Origin of the sequence: Thalassobaculum litoreum DSM 18839 (assembly GCF_900102465.1) — a bacterium.
In the GTDB taxonomy this organism is placed as follows: Bacteria; Pseudomonadota; Alphaproteobacteria; order Thalassobaculales; family Thalassobaculaceae; genus Thalassobaculum; species Thalassobaculum litoreum.
Genome location: NZ_FNBW01000005.1, coordinates 316,314 through 335,109, shown reverse-complemented (window position 1 = coordinate 335,109; position 18,796 = coordinate 316,314). Strand labels below are relative to the sequence as shown.

23 protein-coding genes are annotated in these 18,796 nt (G+C 66.5%); 11 read left to right on the top strand and 12 right to left on the bottom strand.

Annotated features, from left to right (window positions below):
* Window positions 1–10: 10 nt before the first annotated feature.
* The 3 genes from BLS34_RS10360 to BLS34_RS10350 are packed head-to-tail and all read right to left on the bottom strand — an operon-like array spanning window position 11 to window position 1,868.
* The gene (locus tag BLS34_RS10360) at window positions 11–664 is read right to left on the bottom strand and encodes an MT-A70 family methyltransferase (RefSeq protein ID WP_093150101.1); all 654 of its coding nucleotides are present in this window, start codon (window positions 662–664) and stop codon (window positions 11–13) included.
* Window positions 661–1,566 carry a ParB N-terminal domain-containing protein gene (locus BLS34_RS10355; RefSeq protein ID WP_175474175.1) on the bottom strand — a complete coding sequence of 302 codons (906 nt, stop codon included), beginning with the start codon at window positions 1,564–1,566 and terminating at the stop codon, window positions 661–663. Before BLS34_RS10355 ends, BLS34_RS10360 begins: the two co-directional genes overlap by 4 nt.
* The gene (locus BLS34_RS10350) at window positions 1,563–1,868 is read right to left on the bottom strand and encodes a helix-turn-helix domain-containing protein (protein WP_093150097.1); all 306 of its coding nucleotides are present in this window, start codon (window positions 1,866–1,868) and stop codon (window positions 1,563–1,565) included. Before BLS34_RS10350 ends, BLS34_RS10355 begins: the two co-directional genes overlap by 4 nt.
* Before the next feature lie 159 nt (window positions 1,869–2,027).
* Here BLS34_RS10350 and BLS34_RS10345 point away from each other — a divergent pair, with 159 nt between their 5' ends.
* The 3 genes from BLS34_RS10345 (at window position 2,028) to BLS34_RS25350 (ending at window position 3,512) form a co-directional block, all read left to right on the top strand.
* The gene (locus tag BLS34_RS10345) at window positions 2,028–2,438 is read left to right on the top strand and encodes a hypothetical protein (protein ID WP_093150095.1); all 411 of its coding nucleotides are present in this window, start codon (window positions 2,028–2,030) and stop codon (window positions 2,436–2,438) included.
* A 61-nt stretch (window positions 2,439–2,499) separates the two neighbouring features.
* Window positions 2,500–2,910: a hypothetical protein gene (locus BLS34_RS25355; protein WP_139189222.1), complete on the top strand. Its 411-nt coding sequence runs from the start codon at window positions 2,500–2,502 to the stop codon at window positions 2,908–2,910.
* 2 nt (window positions 2,911–2,912) lie between these two features.
* A complete protein-coding gene (locus tag BLS34_RS25350) occupies window positions 2,913–3,512 on the top strand; it encodes a hypothetical protein (protein ID WP_139189220.1) in 600 nt (199 codons plus the stop codon).
* A gap of 1,215 nt (window positions 3,513–4,727) precedes the next feature.
* On the opposite strand, the gene BLS34_RS10330 is transcribed toward BLS34_RS25350, so the two are convergent.
* Window positions 4,728–5,363: a YceI family protein gene (locus BLS34_RS10330; protein WP_245565533.1), complete on the bottom strand. Its 636-nt coding sequence runs from the start codon at window positions 5,361–5,363 to the stop codon at window positions 4,728–4,730.
* A gap of 108 nt (window positions 5,364–5,471) precedes the next feature.
* Here BLS34_RS10330 and BLS34_RS10325 point away from each other — a divergent pair, with 108 nt between their 5' ends.
* The 4 genes from BLS34_RS10325 to BLS34_RS10310 are packed head-to-tail and all read left to right on the top strand — an operon-like array spanning window position 5,472 to window position 8,651.
* Entirely contained in the window at window positions 5,472–6,428 is a 957-nt protein-coding gene (locus tag BLS34_RS10325) for a zinc-dependent alcohol dehydrogenase (RefSeq protein ID WP_093150089.1), read from the top strand.
* A gap of 10 nt (window positions 6,429–6,438) precedes the next feature.
* Complete coding sequence (locus BLS34_RS10320) at window positions 6,439–6,837, top strand: 6-pyruvoyl trahydropterin synthase family protein (RefSeq protein ID WP_093150087.1); 399 nt, start codon at window positions 6,439–6,441, stop codon at window positions 6,835–6,837.
* Between the two features lie 9 nt (window positions 6,838–6,846).
* Window positions 6,847–7,893, top strand: a complete 1,047-nt coding sequence (locus BLS34_RS10315; RefSeq protein ID WP_093150086.1) for a glycosyltransferase family 4 protein — start codon at window positions 6,847–6,849, stop codon at window positions 7,891–7,893.
* Window positions 7,890–8,651, top strand: coding sequence for a methyltransferase domain-containing protein (locus tag BLS34_RS10310; protein ID WP_093150084.1), 762 nt, complete (start codon window positions 7,890–7,892; stop codon window positions 8,649–8,651). Before BLS34_RS10315 ends, BLS34_RS10310 begins: the two co-directional genes overlap by 4 nt.
* A gap of 7 nt (window positions 8,652–8,658) precedes the next feature.
* On the opposite strand, the gene gmk is transcribed toward BLS34_RS10310, so the two are convergent.
* Both gmk and BLS34_RS10300 read right to left on the bottom strand, forming a co-directional pair.
* Complete coding sequence (gene gmk / locus BLS34_RS10305; RefSeq protein WP_028792610.1) at window positions 8,659–9,291, bottom strand: guanylate kinase; 633 nt, start codon at window positions 9,289–9,291, stop codon at window positions 8,659–8,661.
* Between the two features lie 16 nt (window positions 9,292–9,307).
* Complete coding sequence (locus BLS34_RS10300; RefSeq protein WP_245701952.1) at window positions 9,308–10,249, bottom strand: YicC/YloC family endoribonuclease; 942 nt, start codon at window positions 10,247–10,249, stop codon at window positions 9,308–9,310.
* 77 nt (window positions 10,250–10,326) lie between these two features.
* On the opposite strand from BLS34_RS10300, the gene BLS34_RS10295 reads away from it, so the two are divergent.
* The gene (locus BLS34_RS10295; protein WP_093150113.1) at window positions 10,327–11,100 is read left to right on the top strand and encodes an SDR family NAD(P)-dependent oxidoreductase; all 774 of its coding nucleotides are present in this window, start codon (window positions 10,327–10,329) and stop codon (window positions 11,098–11,100) included.
* A 109-nt stretch (window positions 11,101–11,209) separates the two neighbouring features.
* Here the strand turns inward: BLS34_RS10295 and mltG are convergent, their stop codons facing one another.
* The 6 genes from mltG to ppk2 form a co-directional block, all read right to left on the bottom strand.
* On the bottom strand, window positions 11,210–12,193 hold the full coding sequence (mltG, locus tag BLS34_RS10290) for an endolytic transglycosylase MltG (protein ID WP_028792613.1): 984 nt from the start codon (window positions 12,191–12,193) through the stop codon (window positions 11,210–11,212).
* A gap of 11 nt (window positions 12,194–12,204) precedes the next feature.
* A complete protein-coding gene (gene fabF, locus BLS34_RS10285; RefSeq protein WP_028792614.1) occupies window positions 12,205–13,470 on the bottom strand; it encodes a beta-ketoacyl-ACP synthase II in 1,266 nt (421 codons plus the stop codon).
* Window positions 13,471–13,534: 64 nt separating this feature from the next.
* The gene (locus BLS34_RS10280; protein ID WP_028792615.1) at window positions 13,535–13,771 is read right to left on the bottom strand and encodes an acyl carrier protein; all 237 of its coding nucleotides are present in this window, start codon (window positions 13,769–13,771) and stop codon (window positions 13,535–13,537) included.
* Between the two features lie 173 nt (window positions 13,772–13,944).
* Entirely contained in the window at window positions 13,945–14,685 is a 741-nt protein-coding gene (gene fabG / locus BLS34_RS10275) for a 3-oxoacyl-[acyl-carrier-protein] reductase (RefSeq protein WP_028792616.1), read from the bottom strand.
* Window positions 14,686–14,710: 25 nt separating this feature from the next.
* Window positions 14,711–15,673, bottom strand: coding sequence for an ACP S-malonyltransferase (gene fabD, locus BLS34_RS10270; RefSeq protein WP_093150082.1), 963 nt, complete (start codon window positions 15,671–15,673; stop codon window positions 14,711–14,713).
* A gap of 115 nt (window positions 15,674–15,788) precedes the next feature.
* A complete protein-coding gene (gene ppk2, locus BLS34_RS10265; protein WP_051243441.1) occupies window positions 15,789–16,676 on the bottom strand; it encodes a polyphosphate kinase 2 in 888 nt (295 codons plus the stop codon).
* Between the two features lie 368 nt (window positions 16,677–17,044).
* On the opposite strand from ppk2, the gene rpsF reads away from it, so the two are divergent.
* From rpsF to BLS34_RS10250, 3 genes are read left to right on the top strand one after another with little or no spacing between them, the layout of a single operon-like run.
* Window positions 17,045–17,524 carry a 30S ribosomal protein S6 gene (rpsF, locus tag BLS34_RS10260; RefSeq protein ID WP_028792618.1) on the top strand — a complete coding sequence of 160 codons (480 nt, stop codon included), beginning with the start codon at window positions 17,045–17,047 and terminating at the stop codon, window positions 17,522–17,524.
* Window positions 17,521–17,775 carry a 30S ribosomal protein S18 gene (rpsR, locus tag BLS34_RS10255; protein ID WP_175474174.1) on the top strand — a complete coding sequence of 85 codons (255 nt, stop codon included), beginning with the start codon at window positions 17,521–17,523 and terminating at the stop codon, window positions 17,773–17,775. Before rpsF ends, rpsR begins: the two co-directional genes overlap by 4 nt.
* 58 nt (window positions 17,776–17,833) lie before the next feature.
* Window positions 17,834–18,760, top strand: coding sequence for a DUF2232 domain-containing protein (locus tag BLS34_RS10250; RefSeq protein WP_084618588.1), 927 nt, complete (start codon window positions 17,834–17,836; stop codon window positions 18,758–18,760).
* Window positions 18,761–18,796: the final 36 nt, after the last annotated feature.

The window sequence follows — 18,796 nt, the reverse complement described above, 5'->3', positions numbered from 1 at the left end:
GCCTTGGCCATCATCCGACCTCACCGAATTTGGCGACCTCGTCGCCGAGGGACTTCCAGCCGGGGCGGGTGTTGCGCGCGAACAGCTCCAGATACGGGCCGTCGAACAGCGTCTCGATGCGCTCGTACTGGCTAGGCGGCTTCTGGCTATGGCCGCGCCGGGGAGAGCGGATCTCGTCGTGCGGCCACCAGTCGATGAAGTCGCGGACGCTGTGAACGCCCTCGGGGATCTCGACGTCGCCGAAGAAGGCAGTCGGCTTGCGGAGCTGGGGGTTGCCGCGGGTGCAGAGCAGGCACGGCTCCAGGTTCTTGCGGGTGCCGTAGCCGGGACCGAAGGCATACTTGCCGGTCTCCGGGTTGTACTTCCGCCATTCCCAGGCGAGGCCGGCATACTCGAAGCCCCAGGCCTCGATCACGCGCGTCCAGGACGGCATGTGCGGCCAGGTCACCCACAGGAACAGCGTGGCGTCCTTGGCCGCGAGAAGGCTGACGTCGACGCTGCAGATCTCGCCGATCGACATGGTGTCGTAATGCCGGCTCGGGCTCTTTCCCTGGCCCTTCTCGCTGTGCGTGTCGAAGGGCCAGTTGGGATCGGCGAGGATCACAGGATAACCGCCGGTTCGGCGGTGGTGAACAAGCTGATGGCGATCGCGGAGGTCGATCATGCGTCCCCCTTCAGGCCGTCGAGCTGGCCGTTGGCCTGAAGGTGCTCGATGAAGCGCCGTTGAACCTTCTTCGGCGTCCGGCCGAACAGGTTCAGCAGTCGCTCGAATGCCTTGTCTTCAGGGGAGCGCTCGGCGGTGGCGCGGTGGCCTCGGATGATTTCGACAGCCGTTGAGACGTTCTTCGCCGGCTCCTCAGCTCGGGTGAGCAGCTGGACCGCTTTGTCGCGCTCGGCCGTTGGGAGTTTTGCGAGCTTCAGCAGCTCGGCCTGGTTCTTCGCGATCTTATGAGTTGAGAGCGCTTCGCGGTGCTCGGCTGAGAGGGCCGTCGCGATCTTGACCGCCCGCTCGACGCTCCTCTTGTCCAGCCCTAGCTTTGCCGAAACTGCCTTTGAGAAGGCGACGATGTCAGGCCGGTTAATGGAGCTAAACGACACAATGTCGTTTTGATCCTGTTGCGAAGACCTCCGGTCGCCGCCCCGCTTGGCTTCCGGGTAGATTGCCTCGTAGATCCTCTTGCGCTCTTGAAGCGCAATCGCTCGATCGAGCGCGGAAAGGTTATTTCGGGCAAGGTTTTCGTCGATTTCGACAAGGCGCAGTTCCTCATCGGTGCCCTCCTCAGTTACGGCAGAGATCGTCGCCCACCCGAGTAACTTGGCGGCAAGCAGCCGATGGAGGCCGGCCACAAGTTTCAGGCCTTCCGGTCGCACGGCGACCGCGATTGGTTGCTGTTGGCCTCGGTCTGCCATGCTGCCGGCCAGTGTCGCCACGTGGTCGTGGTCCACCGCCCGCAGCCGATCCCGCACAATTACGCGATCAATGGCGATCGGAAGCGCGATGCGGTCGGCGGGCTTTGAGCGGTTCTGGCGCTCTTCACCGGCAACAATCTCCAGCTGATTTGTCACGCCGCGGCACCCTTTTGACGGTGACGCTGATCCGCCGATCGGCCATCGTCCGATTCGCAGAACGACCGGATACGGTTGCCTGCCACGTCAAACCACTCAGGCCAAAGCTCATGGACGGATGCCCCCAGAAAGTTCGCAATAATGCGATTTCCACGGGGGATGATTCGAAATCTTGCTTGGGTGACGGTGCTGTGATGGACGCCTGCTTCGGCGGCCAGCTCCGCAAGCCGCTTTCCGCGACGCTTAACTTCGGCCTCGACCCAGAATGGATCAGCGTTGGAACTCTCGGAAACGTCGGACATTCAAGCGCCTAGCCACTAGAAGCGTTGATTTCGCCAGTCGCAAACGCGACCCTTATTCGCGGATGCGACTAAATATCTGCCATTTTTTGAGAAGGTGCAACAGTGATTGCGCAAAAAGTGGAAGGCGTCCGTTTGCAAACTCGTGTGCGGGAGCTACGGATGTCGAGCAGCAACGGCCCTGCCAGAGGCTGGGAACAAGAGTTTCAGGATCGTTTAGGCATAATTATCAATGAGATCGGAGGCGTTCCGAAGACGGCCGCGCTGATCGGCGTAAAGCACGACCAGGTGTACAGATGGTGGCGCGGTGAGACGAAGATGCCTCTCTACGCGGCCAAAGTGGTCTGTCGAGCGACCTCTCGGTCTTTGGATTGGCTCACCGGCCTAAGCGATAGGCCAAGCTATTCCGATGATGAATTGGAGCGGGCGATCTCCGATGCGGTGCCATTCGCCCTTCGTATGGCCCCGTACTTTGGCGAGCACACTCCAGAGCAGATAGGTATGGCCGCCGCCAAGCGGGCCTTGATGGTGCTACGCGGTGAGGTCGACGCCTCCGATCAGGAATCGGCTTGACTCATAGCTACAACACTCGACTATTCGTTCCATGTTAGGTTGTCCCTGGCAGATTGTGTAAATGAACATAGCCCCTCCAAATGTATTGATTTTCCCACGCGGGGTCAGCGCAGGACAGGTGTATGTCAAAGAGCTGGGAATAAGACAGTGTAGCGAGCGCGCGACATTATTGGCATCGGAGTGGAGTACCCTTAAACGATTTCGGGATTTGGCAACTTTTCTTTCTGAGCCTTCACTGAAAAACTGCCGCATGATCGTGGACTGCGCCGATCAAGTTTCGATCTTCCCCGCTCAGGCCGACCCGCTGAGGCCGCTGCTCACAGAGATGAGTGAATTGCTGTTCCAAGGCAAGGAAGAGATAAAGGCCCCAAAACTGCTATATTGCGACGATAAATCGTCTCTATCTGGCGTCTTTTTGGTTTGTCCGTTTTATGTATTCGACCGGCATATGCTGAACGTGATGGCAGTTTAGAGATGCTGGATTATTCAAAACTGTATTGCTCGCGGGGACGCATCTGGAAGGCTCGATCCGACTACATAGTTGGCATCGACAATCCCTTCATCCGGCTGCAGCAGCTCCTAAACGAAAAGCCGTCGAACGAACTGGTGGACGTCGACGATATCCGCATCGACCGACTGGCCATATCCGGAATGCTGGGGTCCGCGCACCTTGTAGATGTCTCCAGTGCCGAGCCGACTGGATATTTCTTCGAGCGGTACAATAGGCATTGCAGGCTCGAGGGCGGGAAATCCCTCGCGCGCAAGCCGGTCACATCCATTGAGTGGTCCGCGCTACGGCTGGACTCCCTGCGGGACTACAAACTGGCCAAGGAAGAGCGCCGGACGTCGGTCACGCAGATCGAGTTAGAAGACAACGTGCTAGATCTGTCGACCGTGTACCGCAGGCTGATCATTCCTCTATCGTCTGACCACGGGAGCGAAGTCACCCATCTGTTTGTTGGGGCTGTTCGAGATCTCGAAGAGAGACTTCCGAATTCGCTCAACAAGGAAGCCCGCTTCAGATTCGACGCTCCAGAGCAAAACGTCGCCCGCCTTATGCGGGAACGAGCCTGAGTACATTTGAACGACCCGTTGGGCGCCGTAGTTCTTCTCCGCAATATTGGTTCGTCTCAGGCTATCGAAGACCATGCCGTAGCACATATCGATGCGCCACTTTCGTATCGCGATCGCACGGCCCAGGTGCGGCAGAAACCAGCTGAGGCCTGTCCCTCTGTAAGATGGATGAACGTATATGCCTCCAGAGTGTGAGCATCTCCCCCGGGTGCCTGGCTCTTTATGGAGAAGGTCGATAGGGGCCTTGGGCTCGGAGCCAAAGACCGCTCCAGACCGGATCTGGTCGTAGTAGCCCGCCCTCGTGCAATCGAAGAGCCTCTGGGCGTTCGTCCCGATGACCTGGTCATGATGGATAACGGAGATCCAGAAGGCGTCCTCGATCTCCACCCGTGCGGGATTGAATACCGGCGACACACCATCGTTGCCGGGCGCGCTTCCCAGAAAGCTAACGAATGCCTCCATGTCGGTCGACACGACCACGCGGAAATTGCTGCGCGCCGCGAGCCGCCGCATTGCGGATTCGAATGTTGAAAGGACTTCGTCAAACTCACTCGGCACCGCGACGACTGGTGAGGGATGCTTTAGATTCGGCATCATTGGCGCCTCCATGACAGACGCGCCAATTTTAGTGGCCTCGAATTCGCCCTAGATTTATTCCGTGTAACTCGTTGTGGCGGTTGCGCTGGCAGTCGATGGCAGCGGCGCTACAGACCGCGAATCACCAAATGCCGGCAAAAATCTCTTCCCAGTTTGCCATCGTCTGCCGCGCAGCATTCGAGCGCGAAAGTGGCTTAGATCTGCCACAATTCGCCATTCTGGGAAGAATATTCCAACTAATACCTTGTTCTTCCCAGAATGGTCGGGCTCACTGCTTCGGTTCTAGCGTAAGCGCGACAGTCGGAGTTGGCCGAAATCCGCCGTTTAAATGGCATTTGAACGCCTGAAACGTTCGTCGTTTAAATGCGGCCGATGGTGACGTTGCGGGCGCCCGACGGGGTGTGACTCTAAAACCTAAAGGCCTTTCCGCGGCGACGGCCCGGCGGGTCTCTAACCCGCAGAACTCCGCCCTTGTAACGAGTTGTTACGGGTTATTACGGTTAATCTCGGTTTACTCTAGAACCTATTGTCCAGTGACATACGGAGAGGCCCAGGGAGCGTGTAGAGCTTGAGGCTGAGAGAGACGGAGGTAGTCGAAGTGCGGCCGGATACGCCCCCCTACTCCTGCCGGATCGCCTCGAACTCCAGCACGATATCGACCTCGTCGCCGACCATGTCGCCCTCTAGCGCGTAGGTCATGCCGAAATCGGAGCGCTTGATCGAGGTTCGGGCGGAGATGCCGATGGCATAGTGCTTGTCGCCGAAGGGATAGCGCCCGCTGCGGTTCCAGGTCACGTCCAGCACAACCGGCTGGGTCACGCCGCGGATCGTCAGGTCGCCGAACACCTTGCCGGTCCGCTCGCCCGTCGGCTCGGCACCGGTCCCGGTGAAGCGGATCTCCGGATGCTCGCCGACCCACAGGAAGTCCTTCTTGCGCAGATGGTCGTCGCGGGCCGCATGGTCGGAGGTCACACTGGCCGCCTGGATCTCGGCGGTGACATCGCTGAGGGTGCGGGCCTCCTCATCGAAGGTGAAGGACCCGGCCACCTCCAGGAACCGGCCGAGCACGTCTGCAAAGCCCAGATGGCGGACCGAGAAGGCGACGGCGGTATGCTCGGGGTCGATCACGTACTCGTAGGGTTCCGCCCGTACGAGGCCCGGCGTCAGACACAGAGCCGCGGCCAGCAGCGGCACGGCGGCCACCCTGCCCAGGCACGCGGGGATACGGGTCATCGCGGGGATGTGAGTCGGCATCGTCCATTCCTCCTTCCAGCTCGCCCCGCCCCGGGCTAGTACGGGGCAACCTAGTACGGCGAACCGGACCGGCAACGGGGCACCGGTCAACAACCGCGTGAGGCGAGCATGGCGCAAGCCCGAGCATTCTGGGTCGTCCGACCGGGCCAGGGCGAAATCCGCCAGGAGGCGCTGACCCCCGCTGGGCCGGGCGAGGTCGCGGTGCACACCCTTTATTCCGGAGTCAGCCGGGGCACCGAGACCCTGGTCTTCGGTGGCCGGGTGCCTGAAAGCCAGCACGCCGCCATGCGCTGTCCGTTTCAGGCCGGCGGGTTTCCCGGACCGGTGAAATACGGCTACTGCGCCGTCGGAGCCCTGGAGGACGGGCGAACCGTGTTCTGCCTGCATCCGCACCAGGACCGTTTCGTCGTTCCGGCCGACATGGTGCGTCCGGTCCCCGCGGAGGTTCCTGCGGCCCGCGCCGTGCTCGCCGCCAATATGGAGACTGCGCTGAACGCGCTCTGGGATTCCGGCATCGCGCCCGGCGACCGGGTGGCGGTGGTCGGTCTCGGCGTGGTCGGCCTGCTGATCGCCTATCTGGCGGCGCGCGTGCCCGGCGTCGATCTGGTCGGCATCGATCCGAACCCGACACGGGCCGGCGTCGCCGAGCGTCTCGCCATCCCGTTCACCGCGCGGGCGCCGGATGGGATCGACGCCGATCTGGTGGTCCATGCCAGCGGCACGCCGGACGGGTTGGCGACCGCCCTCCGCCTCGCCGGGATGGAGGCGACGGTGCTGGAGGCGAGCTGGCACGGTAGCCAGCCGGTCGCGCTGGCCCTGGGCGAGGCGTTCCACAGCCGGCGGCTGGTCCTGCGCTCCACCCAGGTCGGCATGGTGGCACCGTCGCACCGGCCGCGCTGGGACTACGCCCGGCGTCTGGACAAGGCCCTGGCCCTGCTGGCCGACCCGGCACTCGACTGCCTAATCGACGGCGAGAGCGCGTTCAACGCCCTGCCGGCGACCATGGCCGCCCTTGCCGATGGCAGCCTGCCCGCCCTATGTCATCGCATCCGCTACGAGGATTGAAGGAGTTCGCATGTTCACCGTCACCGTACGCGACCACGTCATGATCGCGCACTCCTTCAAGGGCGACCTGTTCGGCCCGGCCCAGCGCCTACACGGCGCCACCTATGTGGTCGATCTGCGGATCAATGCCGAAACCCTGGACGCCAACGGCGTGGTGGTCGATATCGGCGCCGCCCATGCCGCCCTGTCCGACACGCTACAGCCCTGGGCCTATCGGAACCTGGACGAGTTGGAGGAGTTCGCCGGCGTGAACACCACCACCGAGTTTCTGGCCAAGACCGCCTTCGACAGGATCGCCGCGGTGGCGCGGTCCGGAGGGTTGGGCCGCCCGGGCAACGAACTTGCCTCGCTGGAGGTGGTGTTCAACGAATCCCACGTCGCCTCGGCCGGTTATCGCGGTACGCTCTGAGCGGCATCGGTGACGGTCCCCGACATTCATTTTCTGATCCCCGGCGATCCGGCGACACCGACCGGCGGCTTCCTCTATGACCGCCATGCCCTGGAAGGATTGCGCGAGGCCGGGCTGCTGGCCGGGACGATCCGCGTCGATGGACCGTTTCCGGAAGGCGACGCGGCGACGCTCAAGGCGGCGGAGACCGGCCTCGCCGCCGTGCCGGACGGTCACCGGGTGATCGTCGACGGCCTCGCCTATACCGCCCTGGCGCCGGTCCTCGCCCGTCTGAGAATCATCGCCCTGGTGCACCATCCGCTGGGCGACGAGACCGGCCTGAGCCCGCAGGACCGGGAGCGCTGGCTGCGCGCCGAGCTCGATGCCCTGGCCCATGCCCGGCATATTCTGGTGACCAGCCGCACCACCCGTGGCCGTCTGACCGAACTGGGTATCGACAGCGGCCGGGTCACGGCGGTGGTGCCCGGCGTCGATCCCGTCTGCGACCTCGGCTTTCGCGACAGCCGCGCGCCCGGACCGCTGCGCCTGCTCTGCGTCGCCACGCTGATCCCGCGCAAGGCCCAGCACCTGCTGCTGGAGGCGCTGGCGCCGCTCGCCGACCGGGACTGGCACCTCACCCTGGTGGGCGAGGCGCGCGACGCGGCCTATGCGCAGCGCCTGCGCACACTGACAGAGGGCACGTCCCTCTCCGGCCGGATCACGCTCACCGGCGCCGTCGACGACGCGGCGCTGGCGGATCACTGGCGCCGGGCCGATGCCTTCGTCTTCCCGAGCCTGCACGAGGGCTGGGGTATCGCCCCGGTGGAGGCGGTGCGCTGGGGCCTGCCGGTGATCACCAGCGACGCCGGCGCCCTGCCCGAGTCCGTGCCCGAGGCCGGCCGGGTCATGGTCCCGGCGGGCGACGTCCCCGCCCTGCGCGCGGCACTGGCTCGGCTGCTGGACGATCCGATCCACCGGACCGCCCTGGCCGAGGGTGCGCGGTCGGCGGCGGCCGGCCTGCGGAGCTGGGCCGAGATGCGGGCCGAGTTCGCCTCCGTGGCGGAGGGCCTCGCATGAGCTTCTCCCCCGACTGGCTGGCCCTGCGCGCACCCTACGACAGCGCCGCCCGCGCGACCGGGCTGGAGCACCGGCTGGGCGACTGGCTGGAAGGCCGGCGGTCGGTGTCGGTGGTCGATCTCGGCGCCGGGTCGGGCAACAACCTGGCGCATCTCGCCCCGCGCCTGGCCGTCGACCAGCGCTGGACCCTCGTCGATGCCGACGGTGCCCTGCTGGCGGCGGCGGCGCGGCGGCATCCTGGGGTGACGCTCCGCGCGGGCGACCTCGCCGGCGACCTGACGGCGCTGATCCCCGAGGGGACCGATCTCGTCACCGCCTCGGCGCTGATCGACCTGGTGTCGCAGGCCTGGCTGGCGCGTCTGGCCGACCGGGTGCGCGAAATCGGCTGCGCCCTGCTGGTGGTGCTCACCTACGACGGCCGGATCGCCTGGGAACGGGAGACCGGGCAGGACGCCGAGATTCGCGACCTGGTCAACCGGCACCAGCGCGGCGACAAGGGTTTCGGAGCGGCGCTCGGTCCGGACGCACCGGGCGCGCTCTCCAGGCTACTGCCCGGTGTCGAGACGGCGTCCAGCGACTGGAAGGTCGGCCCTGGCGAGACGGCGATGCGGAGGGCGCTGGTCGACGGCTGGTCGGGTGCCGCCGCCGAAATCGCGCCGGAGCGAACGGAGAGCATCGCCGCGTGGCGTGCCTGGGCTTCCTCGGAGCCACGCGCGCTGACCGTCGGCCACACGGACCAGCTCTGGCTGCCGGGGTGAGCGCCGCTTAATCCCCGCTGCCGTCCTGCAGGCCGCGCACGAAGTCCGGCAACCCGACCAGCCGCTCCCGCTTCAGGCGCTCGGCGTGGAGGATGGCGCGGATCTTCTCCACGCTGGCGGCGATGTCGTCGTTGAGGACGATGTACTGGTATTCCGGATAGTGGCTGATCTCGTCCGCCGCCTTGGCCATGCGCTGGGCCACCACCTCCTCGCTGTCCTGGGCGCGGGTGCGCAGGCGGCGCTCCAGTTCGCGGGTCGAGGGCGGCAGGATGAACACGCTGACGAGATCCTGTCGCGCGTTCGCCGCCAGCTGCTGAGTGCCCTGCCAGTCGATGTCGAACAGCACATCCTTGCCCGCGGCCAGCGCCTCCTCCACCGCCCCACGCGGCGTGCCGTAGTAGTTGCCGAACACCTTGGCGTGCTCCAGCAGCTCGTTCCGGTTCGCCATGAGCTGGAACTCGGTCGGGTCGATGAACAAATAGTCGCGCCCCTGCACCTCGCCCGGCCGGCGCGGCCGGGTGGTGACGGAAACCGACATGGACAGCTCGTCCTCGCGCTCCAGCAGCTTGCGGGAGATCGAGGTCTTGCCCGCGCCGGAGGGGGAGGACAGCACGAGCATCAGGCCGCGTCTGGTGATCATGGGGCGGGTCTCCGGCTTACTCGACGTTCTGGATCTGCTCGCGGAACCGCTCGATCCGCGTCTTCAGCTCGACCCCGATATTGGTCAGGTCCAGGTCGATCGCCTTGGAGCACAGCGTGTTGGCCTCGCGGTTCAGCTCCTGGCACAGGAAGTCGAGCTTGCGTCCGACCGCGCCGCCCCCGGTGAGGAGCTCGCGGCAGGCGTGGACATGGGCGGACAGCCGGTCGGTCTCCTCGCGCACGTCGGCCTTGGTCGCCAGCAGCGCCAGTTCCTGGGCCAGCCGCTCCTCCGACACCGGCGGCGAGGCCGCCAGCAGCAGGGCGAGCTGCCCCTCCATCCGCTTGCGCAGGGCGACGGGCTGCGCCTCGGCGACCTTGGCGGCATCGGCGGTCAGGCTGTCGATCTCGTCCAGATGGCCGAGCAGCACCGTCTCCAGCCGCGCACCCTCGCGGTGGCGCGCCTCCACCAGGGCGGCCAGGGCCGTGTCCAGATCGGCGAAGGCCGGTGCCTGCAACTGCTCGATCACCGTGGTGTCGGCCACGCGCTCCACCGTCTCCAGCACGCCGCGGACATTCAGCAGACGGTCGAGGCTGGGCGCGGTCGGGAAGACCAGGCCCTTGTCCTCCAGTTTCTGCTGCAGGCCGAGCACGGTCTCCAGGAACGCCTCGTTCACCACCAGCTCCGGCGTCGTCGCCCTATCCGCCTTCTCCAGCGACCAGTTCACCGTGACCGAGCCGCGGTTCACCGAGGCGGACACCCGTTCGCGCACTGTCTGCTCCCAGCGTTCGGCCACCGAAGGCAGGCGCATGCGCAGGTCCAGGCCCTTGGAATTGACGCTGCGGATCTCCCAGCTCCAGGACCAGTCGGTGGCGGCCCCGTCGTCGGAGGTCGAGGTCGCACCGCCGTCGCTGCGCGCGAAACCGGTCATGCTGGTGACGCGGGCGCTCTGTTCGCTCACGGGATATCCTTTCGAAATCAAAAGTCCCGGCCCTTATATCCATGGGCACCCGAGGCGCCAAGCAGGAGGCAACCGAGATGGCCCACCCGAGCACGATCCTGATCACCGGCGCCTCCAGCGGATTGGGGGCGGCCCTGGCGCAGGAATACGCAGCGCCCGGGGTGCGGCTGTTCCTGTCCGGCCGCAGCGCCGACCGGCTGGAGACGGTGGCGCAGCACGTTCGGGCGCTTGGGGCGACCTGCGAGACGGCGGTGGTCGATGTCTGCGATACGACGGCTGTCCGGACCTGGGTCGAGGCCTGCGACCGGGCCGCACCCCTGGATCTGGTGATCGCCAATGCCGGGATCTCCGCCGGCACCGCCGGGCGCGACGGGGCCGAGCCGGCGGAGCAGGTGCGCGCGGTCTTCGCCACCAATGTGGACGGGGTGCTGAACACGATTCTGCCGGCGATCGAGGCCATGGAGGCGCGCGGGCACGGCCAGCTCGCCCTGGTCGCCTCCCTGGCCGGCTATCGCGGCGTGCCGGGGGCGCCGAGCTACTGCGCGTCGAAGGCGGCGGTGAAGGTTCTGGGCGAGGGCCTGCGGGGCAGCCTGCACGGCAAGGGCCTCCGGGTGTCGGTGATCTGCCCGGGCTATGTGCGCACGCCGATGACCGACGTGAACGACTTCCCGATGCCGCTGATCATGGATGCCGACCGGGCGGCGCGGATCATCCGGAGGGGGCTGGCGCGGAACCGAGGACGGATCAGCTTCCCCTGGCCGATGGCGGCGGCCATGTGGCTGCTCCAGGCCCTGCCGCCGGCATGGGTGGACCCGCTGCTGCGGCGGCTGCCTCGGAAGGGGGCCGGGTAGGATCAAAATTAAGCCCGTCATCCCGAACTTGTTTCGGGACCTCTTCGGACACGTCAGACTGGGAAGAGGTCCCGAAACAAGTTCGGGATGAAGGGGAGAGTAAGAAGCGCTACTCCGCCCGCTTTTCCCGCTGGTGCCGGCGCCAGGCACGGACGTTGCGGTTGTGCTCGGCCAGGGTCTTGGAGAAGGCATGGCCGCCGCTGCCGTCGGCGACGAAGTACAGATAGTCCGTCTCCGCCGGCCGCAGCACCGCCGCGATGGCGGCGGGACCGGGATTGGCGATCGGCCCCGGCGGCAGGCCGGAGATCACATAGGTGTTGTACGGGTTCTCCGCCTTCAGGTCGGCCCGGGTCAGCGGCCGGTCCAGCCCCTCTCCGCCGGCGATGCCATAGGCCACCGTCGGGTCCGACTGCAGCCGCATGCCCCGGTTCAGCCGGTTCACGAAGACGCTGGCCACCAACGGGCGTTCCTCGGCAACGCCGGTCTCCTTCTCGACGATGGAGGCGAGGATCACCGCCTCCTGCGGGCTGGCGATCGGCAGGTCGGGCGCGCGGTTCTCCCACAGCGCCTTGACCGTCTCGTCCATCTCGGCGCGCATGCGGGCGACGATATCGGCCCGGTCGTCGCCATAGGCGTAGTGATAGGTTTCCGGCAGCAGCGTGCCTTCCAGCGGCACGTCCTCGATCTCGCCCTCCAGCCCCTCTGCGGCGTTCACCACGGCGACGACCTGAAGGCTGGACAGCCCCTCCGCCACCGTCACGCGGCGGACGACCGTCGCGCCGCTTTCCAGAATATCGAGGACGCCCCGCGGGCTGACCGCGGCGGGAAAGGCGAACTCACCGGCCTTCAGGCGGCGGGCCTGGCCGGTGATCTTGGCGCCGATGGCGAGAATGCGGGGATCGGCGATCACCCCGGCCTCGAGCAGCCGGTGGGCGATCGTCTCCATGCCGGAGCCGCGCGGGATGACGACGGTGGTCTCCTCGGCGAGCGGGCCCGGACGCGTGAATTCGCTCCAGGCCCAGACCCCGGCGAACCCGGCGATCACCGCCGCCGACAGCAGCAGGGACGCCAGACGGAGCAGCCAGCGCCCCATAGCCCCGCCGGTCAGGCGACCTTGGAGAAGATCAGGGCGGCGTTGGTGCCCCCGAAGCCGAAGGAGTTCGACAGGGCGACCCGGACCGGACGCTCGCGCGCCTGGTTCGGGACCAGATCCATGCCGTCGATGCCTTCGGACGGGTTGTTCAGGTTCAGCGTCGGCGGCACGGCCTGATCGCGGATCGCCAGCACCGAGTAGATCGCCTCCACCGCACCGGCGGCCCCGAGCAGGTGGCCGATCGCCGACTTGGTCGACGACATGGACACGTTGGCCGCGGCATTGCCGAACAGGCGCTTCACGGCGCCGAATTCGATGGCGTCGCCCAGGGGCGTCGAGGTGCCGTGGGCATTGATGTAGTCGATGTCGTCGACCGAGATCTGCGCCCGCTTCAGCGCGGCCTTCATCGCCCGGAACCCGCCGTCGCCGTCATCGGCCGGAGCCGTGATGTGGTGCGCGTCGCCGGACAGGCCGTAGCCGATCACCTCGCCGTAGATCGTCGCCCCGCGCTTCTTGGCGTGCTCGTACTCCTCGAGCACGACCACGCCGGCGCCCTCGCCCATGATGAAGCCGTCGCGGCCCTCATCCCAGGGGCGTGAGGCCTCTTCGGGGCTGTCGTTATAGCCGGTCGACAGGGCCCGGGCGGCCGCGAACCCGGCGACGCCGAGACGGCAGATCGCCGCCTCCGCCCCACCGGCGACCATCACGTCGGCATCGTCCAGCGCGATCAGCCGGGCCGCATCGCCGATGGCGTGGGCGCCGGTGGCGCAGGCGGTGACCGCCGAATGGTTGGGGCCTTTGAATCCGTATTTGATCGAGACCTGACCGGAGACCAGGTTGATCAGCGCGGAGGGAATGAAGAACGGGCTAATGCGGCGCGGACCGCGCTCCTGCAGCAGCACCGCGGCCTCGGCGATGGTGGTCAGACCACCGATGCCCGAGCCGATCATCACACCGGTACGCTCCTGACCCTCGGCATCGGTGGGCGTCCAGCCGGAATCTTCCACCGCCTGCTGCGCGGCGACCATGCCGAAAAGGATGAAGCGGTCGATCTTCCGCTGTTCCTTGGGCTCGACCCACTCGGACGGATCGAAGCCGCCCTCGTCCTTCGTCCCCTCCGGCACCATACCGGCGATCTTCGCCGGCAGGTCCGAAACGTCGAAGCTGTCGATTGCCCGGATGCCGGATTTACCGGCCATCAAACGGTCCCAGTTGGTCTTAACACCGCACCCAAGCGGGGTGACCATCCCGAGGCCGGTGATGACGACGCGTCGCATGACGTCACTCATTTCCAGCTGCACGAGGCGAGACGGCGCCGGAGCCGGGGCTCCGGCAGTCGACTCAGCCTTCCTGGCTCTTGATAAAGTCGATCGCGTCCTTAACGGTCAGGATCTTCTCTGCCGCGTCGTCCGGGATCTCGCAGGAGAACTCCTCCTCGAAAGCCATGACGAGCTCGACGGTGTCGAGGCTGTCGGCGCCCAGATCGTCGATGAAACTCGCATCCTCGGTCACCTTCGACTCGTCGACACCGAGATGCTCGACGACGATCTTCTTAACCCGCTCGGCAACGTCACTCATGGTCCTGAACCTCTGATCTCTCTCTACTGAGGGCGCTTTCGCTGCCCAGTTGTCGCGGTCCGCCGCGTATTCCGGCGAACCCGCGATATTTGGATCGGCGGGCTGTAACACAAGTCTTTTGTTAAGACCAGCACACCCGGCCGCTTTTACAGGCTAACCGACGTCAGTCGGCGTCAAAGCATTGCCATGCCGCCATTGACGTGGATCGTCGCTCCCGTGACATAGCCCGCCTCTTCGCTGGCGAGGTATAGCACGGAGGCCGCGATGTCCTCCGGCGTGCCGAGTCGGCCCGCCGGAACGCTCTCCAGCAGCTTCTCCTTCTGGGCTTCGGGCAGCGCGTCGGTCATCGCCGTGGCGATGAATCCCGGCGCCACAACGTTCACCGTGATCCCCCGGTTCGCGACTTCCGCCGCCAGCGCCTTGGAGAAGCCGACCATGCCCGCCTTGGCGGCGGCGTAGTTGGCCTGGCCCGGATTGCCGGTCGCGCCGACGATGGAGGAGATGCCGATGATCCGGCCCCAGCGCTTCTTCATCATGCCGCGTACCAGCGCCCGCGACAGGCGGAAGCCGGAGGTCAGATTGACCGCGATCACCTGATCCCAGTCGTCGTCCTTCATGCGCATCAGCAGCTGGTCGCGGGTGATGCCGGCGTTGTTCACCAGAATGTCGATCGGCGCACCAGCTGCCGCCTCGGCCGCCTTCGGCAGCGCTTCCACCGCTTCGGCGTCGCCCAGATTGCAGGCCGCGACCGACACCCGGTCGCCCAAAGCCGCGGCCTTCTCCTCCAGCACCGCCTGGCGGGTGCCGGACAGGACCACGTGGGCGCCCTGACGGTGCAGGGTCTCGGCGATGGCGGCGCCGATGCCGCCCGTCGCCCCGGTCACCAGGGCGGTCTTGCCGCTCAGGTCGAACATGTCTTCCTCCCGTTGCGTTGCGCCGTCACAGCGCGGCGACGAAGCCGGCGACGTCGGCCGGCGTATTGATGGCGTGGGCGTCGACCGACTTGTCGACCCGCTTGACAATGCCCGACAGCACCTTGCCGGCGCCGAGTTCGGCCACGCTGGTCACGCCGAGACCGGCGAAACTCTCCACCGTCTCGCGCCAGCGTACCCGACCGGTCACCTGCTCGACCAGTTGGCGGCGGATGTCGTCGCGGTCGGCGGTCGGTGCGGCGGTCACATTGGCGATCAGCGGAACCAGCGGCGCCCGCAGGTCGGTGCCGGCCAGGGCGTCGGCCATGACATCGGCGGCCGGGGCCATCAGCGAGCAGTGGAACGGCGCGCTCACCGGCAGCTTCACGGCGCGACGCACCCCATGCTCGCCGGCCAGCGTCAGCACCCGCTCGATCGCATCGGCATGGCCCGAGAGCACGATCTGACCGCCGCCGTTGTCGTTGGCGATATCGCAGACCTGATCGCCGTCGGGACCCGGGCGGGCGGCGGCGGCGATCTTCTCGGCCGTCTCCAGATCGGCGCCGATCAGGGCCGCCATCGCCCCCTCGCCGACCGGGACCGCCCTCTGCATCGACTCGCCCCGCAGGCGCAGCAGCCGGGCGGCGACGGCGATGTCGAGCGTGCCGGCGGCGGCCAGCGCGGAGTACTCGCCCAGCGAGTGGCCGGCCACGTAGTCGCAGATCTCGGCGATGGTCTTGCCGCTCTCCGCCTCGACCGCGCGCAGGGCGGCGAGGCTGACCGCCATCAGCGCCGGCTGGGCGTTGGCGGTCAGGGTGAGCTTGTCCTCGGGACCCTCAAAGATCAGCGTGGAGAAGGATTCGCCGAGCGCCTCGTCGACCTGCTCGAACACCTGGGCGGCGGCGGGATAGGCATCGGCGAGGTCCTTGCCCATACCGACGGCCTGGCTGCCCTGGCCCGGAAACACGAGTGCCCGCGCGGTGCCGGCCATGATCGTTCCTCCCGAATAAGTCTCTTCGCGTCCGCGGCGTCGGGGCCGCGGCGGCGGGGCGTCGTTTGCGACGGACCGGCCGGCTTGTCAAGGCGCACCGGGTACCGCCGGCGGCCTACCAGCTTCCCACGATCAGCGGGTCCGGGCTCTTCGCCGCCCGGGTGTTCTTGCCCGGATAGTCCAGGGAATGCACGAAGTGGCGGATCACCGCGATCCGCGCCCGTTTCTTGTCCGAGGCCTTGATGATCGTCCACGGGGCGTCGGCGGTGTGGGTGTGGAAGAACATGGTCTCCTTCGCCTCGGTATAGGCGTCCCAGCGCTTCACCGACTCCCGGTCCATGGGCGACAGCTTCCAGCGCTTCAGCGGATTGATCTCGCGGCCGTGCAGCCGCTTGGCCTGCTCGTCGCGGTTGACCGAGAACCAGTATTTGAACAGCCGGATGCCGGAGCGCACCCACATCCGCTCCAGCTCCGGCGCCTCCCGCAGGAACTCGCGGTATTCCGCCTCGTCGCAGAAGCCCATCACCCGCTCGACCCCGGCGCGGTTGTACCAGGAGCGGTCGAACAGCACGATCTCGCCCCGGGTCGGCAGTTCGGCGACATAGCGCTGGAAGTACCACTGACCTTGTTCGCGGTCGTTCGGCTTGTCGAGAGCGACGACCCGGGCGCCGCGCGGGTTCATGTTCTCCATGAAGCGCCGGATCGCCCCGCCCTTGCCGGCGGCGTCGCGGCCCTCGAAGACGATGACGATGCGCTGGCCGGTATCCTTGACCCAGCGCTGCAGCTTCAGCAGTTCGATCTGCAGGTCGCGCTTCTGCTTCTCGTAGGTCTCGCGCTCCATCGGCGACTTGTAGGGATAGTCGCCGCTCTCGAAGAGGTGGCGCAGCACGGCCGGGTCGTGGCGCATCTCCGCCTGGCGCTGCCGCGCCTCGGCACTGGCGCGATTGCCCGGATTGCCGGGTTTGGTCTCCGATTGCGTCTTGCCGTCCTTACCGGTCGCCATCGCTCTGCCCTATTCCTTCACAGCCACCCTACCCGTCTTCCCGGCCTTGCGCCGGGATCCAGAACAGGGATCGATGGATCACCGGTGATGATCCTACACCACTGCGGCAAGCGTCACCCTGTATCCCGGCGCAAGGCCGGGAAGACGATGGAGTATCGGGAGAGCGCCGATGCCCCATTCCCCAACATGCATTCCGCCCTGGGGGAAAACCCTTGCGCATGGCGGAATTCTGCGTATTGTGCGCGCTCTTCCGGCCACCCCGGTGTCCGGTAACCATAGCTCCTTGCTGCATCGATACGCTCAAACGCACCGATGCGGCTTTGCCCAGGGGGTGATGCCCCGGGCGCAACATCCACAAGGAGTGCGCAATGCCGTACTACGAGAGCGTGTTCATCGCACGCCAGGACGTTTCGTCCACCCAGGTCGAACAGCTGACCGACCAGTTCGCCGAAGTCGTCGCCGGTCTCGGCGGCGAGGTCAAGAAGCGCGAGTACTGGGGTCTGCGGAACCTCGCCTACAAGGTGAACAAGAACCGCAAGGGCCACTACGTGCTCTTCAACCTCGACGCCCCTTCCGAGGCGGTGACCGAGATGGAGCGCCTGATGCGTCTGAACGAAGACGTGCTGCGCTACATGACCATCAAGGTTGAAGAACTCGAGGAAGGCCCCTCCATCATGATGCAGGCCAAGTCCGACCGCGATCGCGGCCGGGGCGGCCGGGGCGATCGTGACCACCGTGACCGTGGCGATCGCGGCGACCGTGGTGGAGATCGGGGTGACCGCGGAGATCGGGGCGACCGTGGCGATCGCCGCGAGCGCGATACCGCCAGCAAGGGAGATGCAGAATGAGCCAGTTGCAGATCGCCCGCGCGGCCGTGCGCAAGCCGTTCATGCGCCGCCGCAAGTCCTGCCCGTTCTCCGGCGCCAACGCGCCGAAGATCGACTACAAGGACACCAAGCTGCTGTCCCGTTTCATCTCCGAGCGCGGCAAGATCGTGCCGAGCCGGATCACCGCCGTTTCGGCCAAGAAGCAGCGTGAGCTGGCCCGCGCGATCAAGCGTGCCCGCAACATGGCGCTTCTGCCGTTCGTGGTGAGCTGAGCGACCGGACAGGCATCCGGCGGTACCCTGACGAGCGTCGGCACGACGATGGCCCTGCATGAACTACGGTTGGCTAACGGTTGGAATAGCGGCAGCAGCAAGCGCGCTGATGACGGTGGCGGTCTATCCGTCGCCGTTCTTCGCGATGCTGCAGCTGTCTCTGACCTCGCTGCCGCTGTTCCTGGTAGGTCTGGCCTACGGAGCGGTTCTGGGACTGGCGGCAGCCGCGGCGGCCTTCGTCGCCCTCGGCCTGTCGCTGGGTCTCGACGTCGCAGCCTATCATGCGGCGATGACCGGCGTTCCGGCCGGCCTGCTGATCTGGCAGGCCGAACGGAGCGGCAGCGAGCCCAGGGTCCTGCTGCTCACCCTGATCGCCTATGCCTGCGCGACGATTGCGCTGGCGGGCCTGATCCTGTCCGGGCATCCGGACGGCATGCAGGGGGTGATCGCGGAGGAGCTGCAGCGGACGTTCGAGACGATCTCCAGCTATGCGGAGGAGGCCGGGCAACCGCCGCTTCCCATGGCGGAGCTGCAGGACATGCTGTCCTCCCTGGCCAGTCTGTTCCCGGCCTTCGCGGCCGCGGGATGGGTGCTGACCACGGCGGCCAGCGCCGGGCTCGCGCAGCTTCTGCTGCGCCGCTTCGGAAAGGCGACGCTGCCGACGCCGGACATCGCCGACCTGCGGGCGCCGCGTTGGATCGCGCTCGTGCTCGCGGCGGTGCTGGCCTTGGCCTATCTGCCGGAGGGGATCGGCTTCGCCGCCAAGAACATGGTTCCGGTGGTGCTGCTGCTCTTCCTGTTCACCGGGCTCGGCGTGGTTCACGCCCTGGCCCGGCGCAGCGGCAGCGGGGGCCTCTGGCTCGGTGGAACCTATGCCCTGCTGATCGTCTTCAGCTGGGCGGCGGCCGCCGTGATCGTGCTGGTCGGAATGCTGGACGTGGTTTTCGATTTTCGCCGTCGCGCGGGGCCTCCCCCGCAGGAATGACCGTCGGCGGATAACTGACAAGCGGTCGCCTCGGCG

Bases quoted from the DNA above. Each gene is read 5' to 3' on its own strand.
- BLS34_RS10360 (WP_093150101.1), bottom strand. From the start codon at position 664: ATGATCGACCTCCGCGATCGCCATCAGCTTGTTCACCACCGCCGAACC.
- BLS34_RS10310 (WP_093150084.1), top strand. From the start codon at position 7,890: ATGAGCTTCTCCCCCGACTGGCTGGCCCTGCGCGCACCCTACGACAGC.
- BLS34_RS10320 (WP_093150087.1), top strand. From the start codon at position 6,439: ATGTTCACCGTCACCGTACGCGACCACGTCATGATCGCGCACTCCTTC.
- rpsF (WP_028792618.1), top strand. From the start codon at position 17,045: ATGCCGTACTACGAGAGCGTGTTCATCGCACGCCAGGACGTTTCGTCC.
- BLS34_RS10350 (WP_093150097.1), bottom strand. From the start codon at position 1,868: ATGTCCGACGTTTCCGAGAGTTCCAACGCTGATCCATTCTGGGTCGAG.
- rpsR (WP_175474174.1), top strand. From the start codon at position 17,521: ATGAGCCAGTTGCAGATCGCCCGCGCGGCCGTGCGCAAGCCGTTCATG.
- BLS34_RS10330 (WP_245565533.1), bottom strand. From the start codon at position 5,363: ATGCCGACTCACATCCCCGCGATGACCCGTATCCCCGCGTGCCTGGGC.
- gmk (WP_028792610.1), bottom strand. From the start codon at position 9,291: ATGATCACCAGACGCGGCCTGATGCTCGTGCTGTCCTCCCCCTCCGGC.
- BLS34_RS25355 (WP_139189222.1), top strand. From the start codon at position 2,500: ATGAACATAGCCCCTCCAAATGTATTGATTTTCCCACGCGGGGTCAGC.
- BLS34_RS10250 (WP_084618588.1), top strand. From the start codon at position 17,834: ATGAACTACGGTTGGCTAACGGTTGGAATAGCGGCAGCAGCAAGCGCG.
- fabD (WP_093150082.1), bottom strand. From the start codon at position 15,673: ATGGCCGGCACCGCGCGGGCACTCGTGTTTCCGGGCCAGGGCAGCCAG.
- fabG (WP_028792616.1), bottom strand. From the start codon at position 14,685: ATGTTCGACCTGAGCGGCAAGACCGCCCTGGTGACCGGGGCGACGGGC.
- BLS34_RS25350 (WP_139189220.1), top strand. From the start codon at position 2,913: ATGCTGGATTATTCAAAACTGTATTGCTCGCGGGGACGCATCTGGAAG.
- BLS34_RS10295 (WP_093150113.1), top strand. From the start codon at position 10,327: ATGGCCCACCCGAGCACGATCCTGATCACCGGCGCCTCCAGCGGATTG.
- mltG (WP_028792613.1), bottom strand. From the start codon at position 12,193: ATGGGGCGCTGGCTGCTCCGTCTGGCGTCCCTGCTGCTGTCGGCGGCG.
- BLS34_RS10280 (WP_028792615.1), bottom strand. From the start codon at position 13,771: ATGAGTGACGTTGCCGAGCGGGTTAAGAAGATCGTCGTCGAGCATCTC.
- BLS34_RS10345 (WP_093150095.1), top strand. From the start codon at position 2,028: ATGTCGAGCAGCAACGGCCCTGCCAGAGGCTGGGAACAAGAGTTTCAG.
- BLS34_RS10325 (WP_093150089.1), top strand. From the start codon at position 5,472: ATGGCGCAAGCCCGAGCATTCTGGGTCGTCCGACCGGGCCAGGGCGAA.
- ppk2 (WP_051243441.1), bottom strand. From the start codon at position 16,676: ATGGCGACCGGTAAGGACGGCAAGACGCAATCGGAGACCAAACCCGGC.
- fabF (WP_028792614.1), bottom strand. From the start codon at position 13,470: ATGCGACGCGTCGTCATCACCGGCCTCGGGATGGTCACCCCGCTTGGG.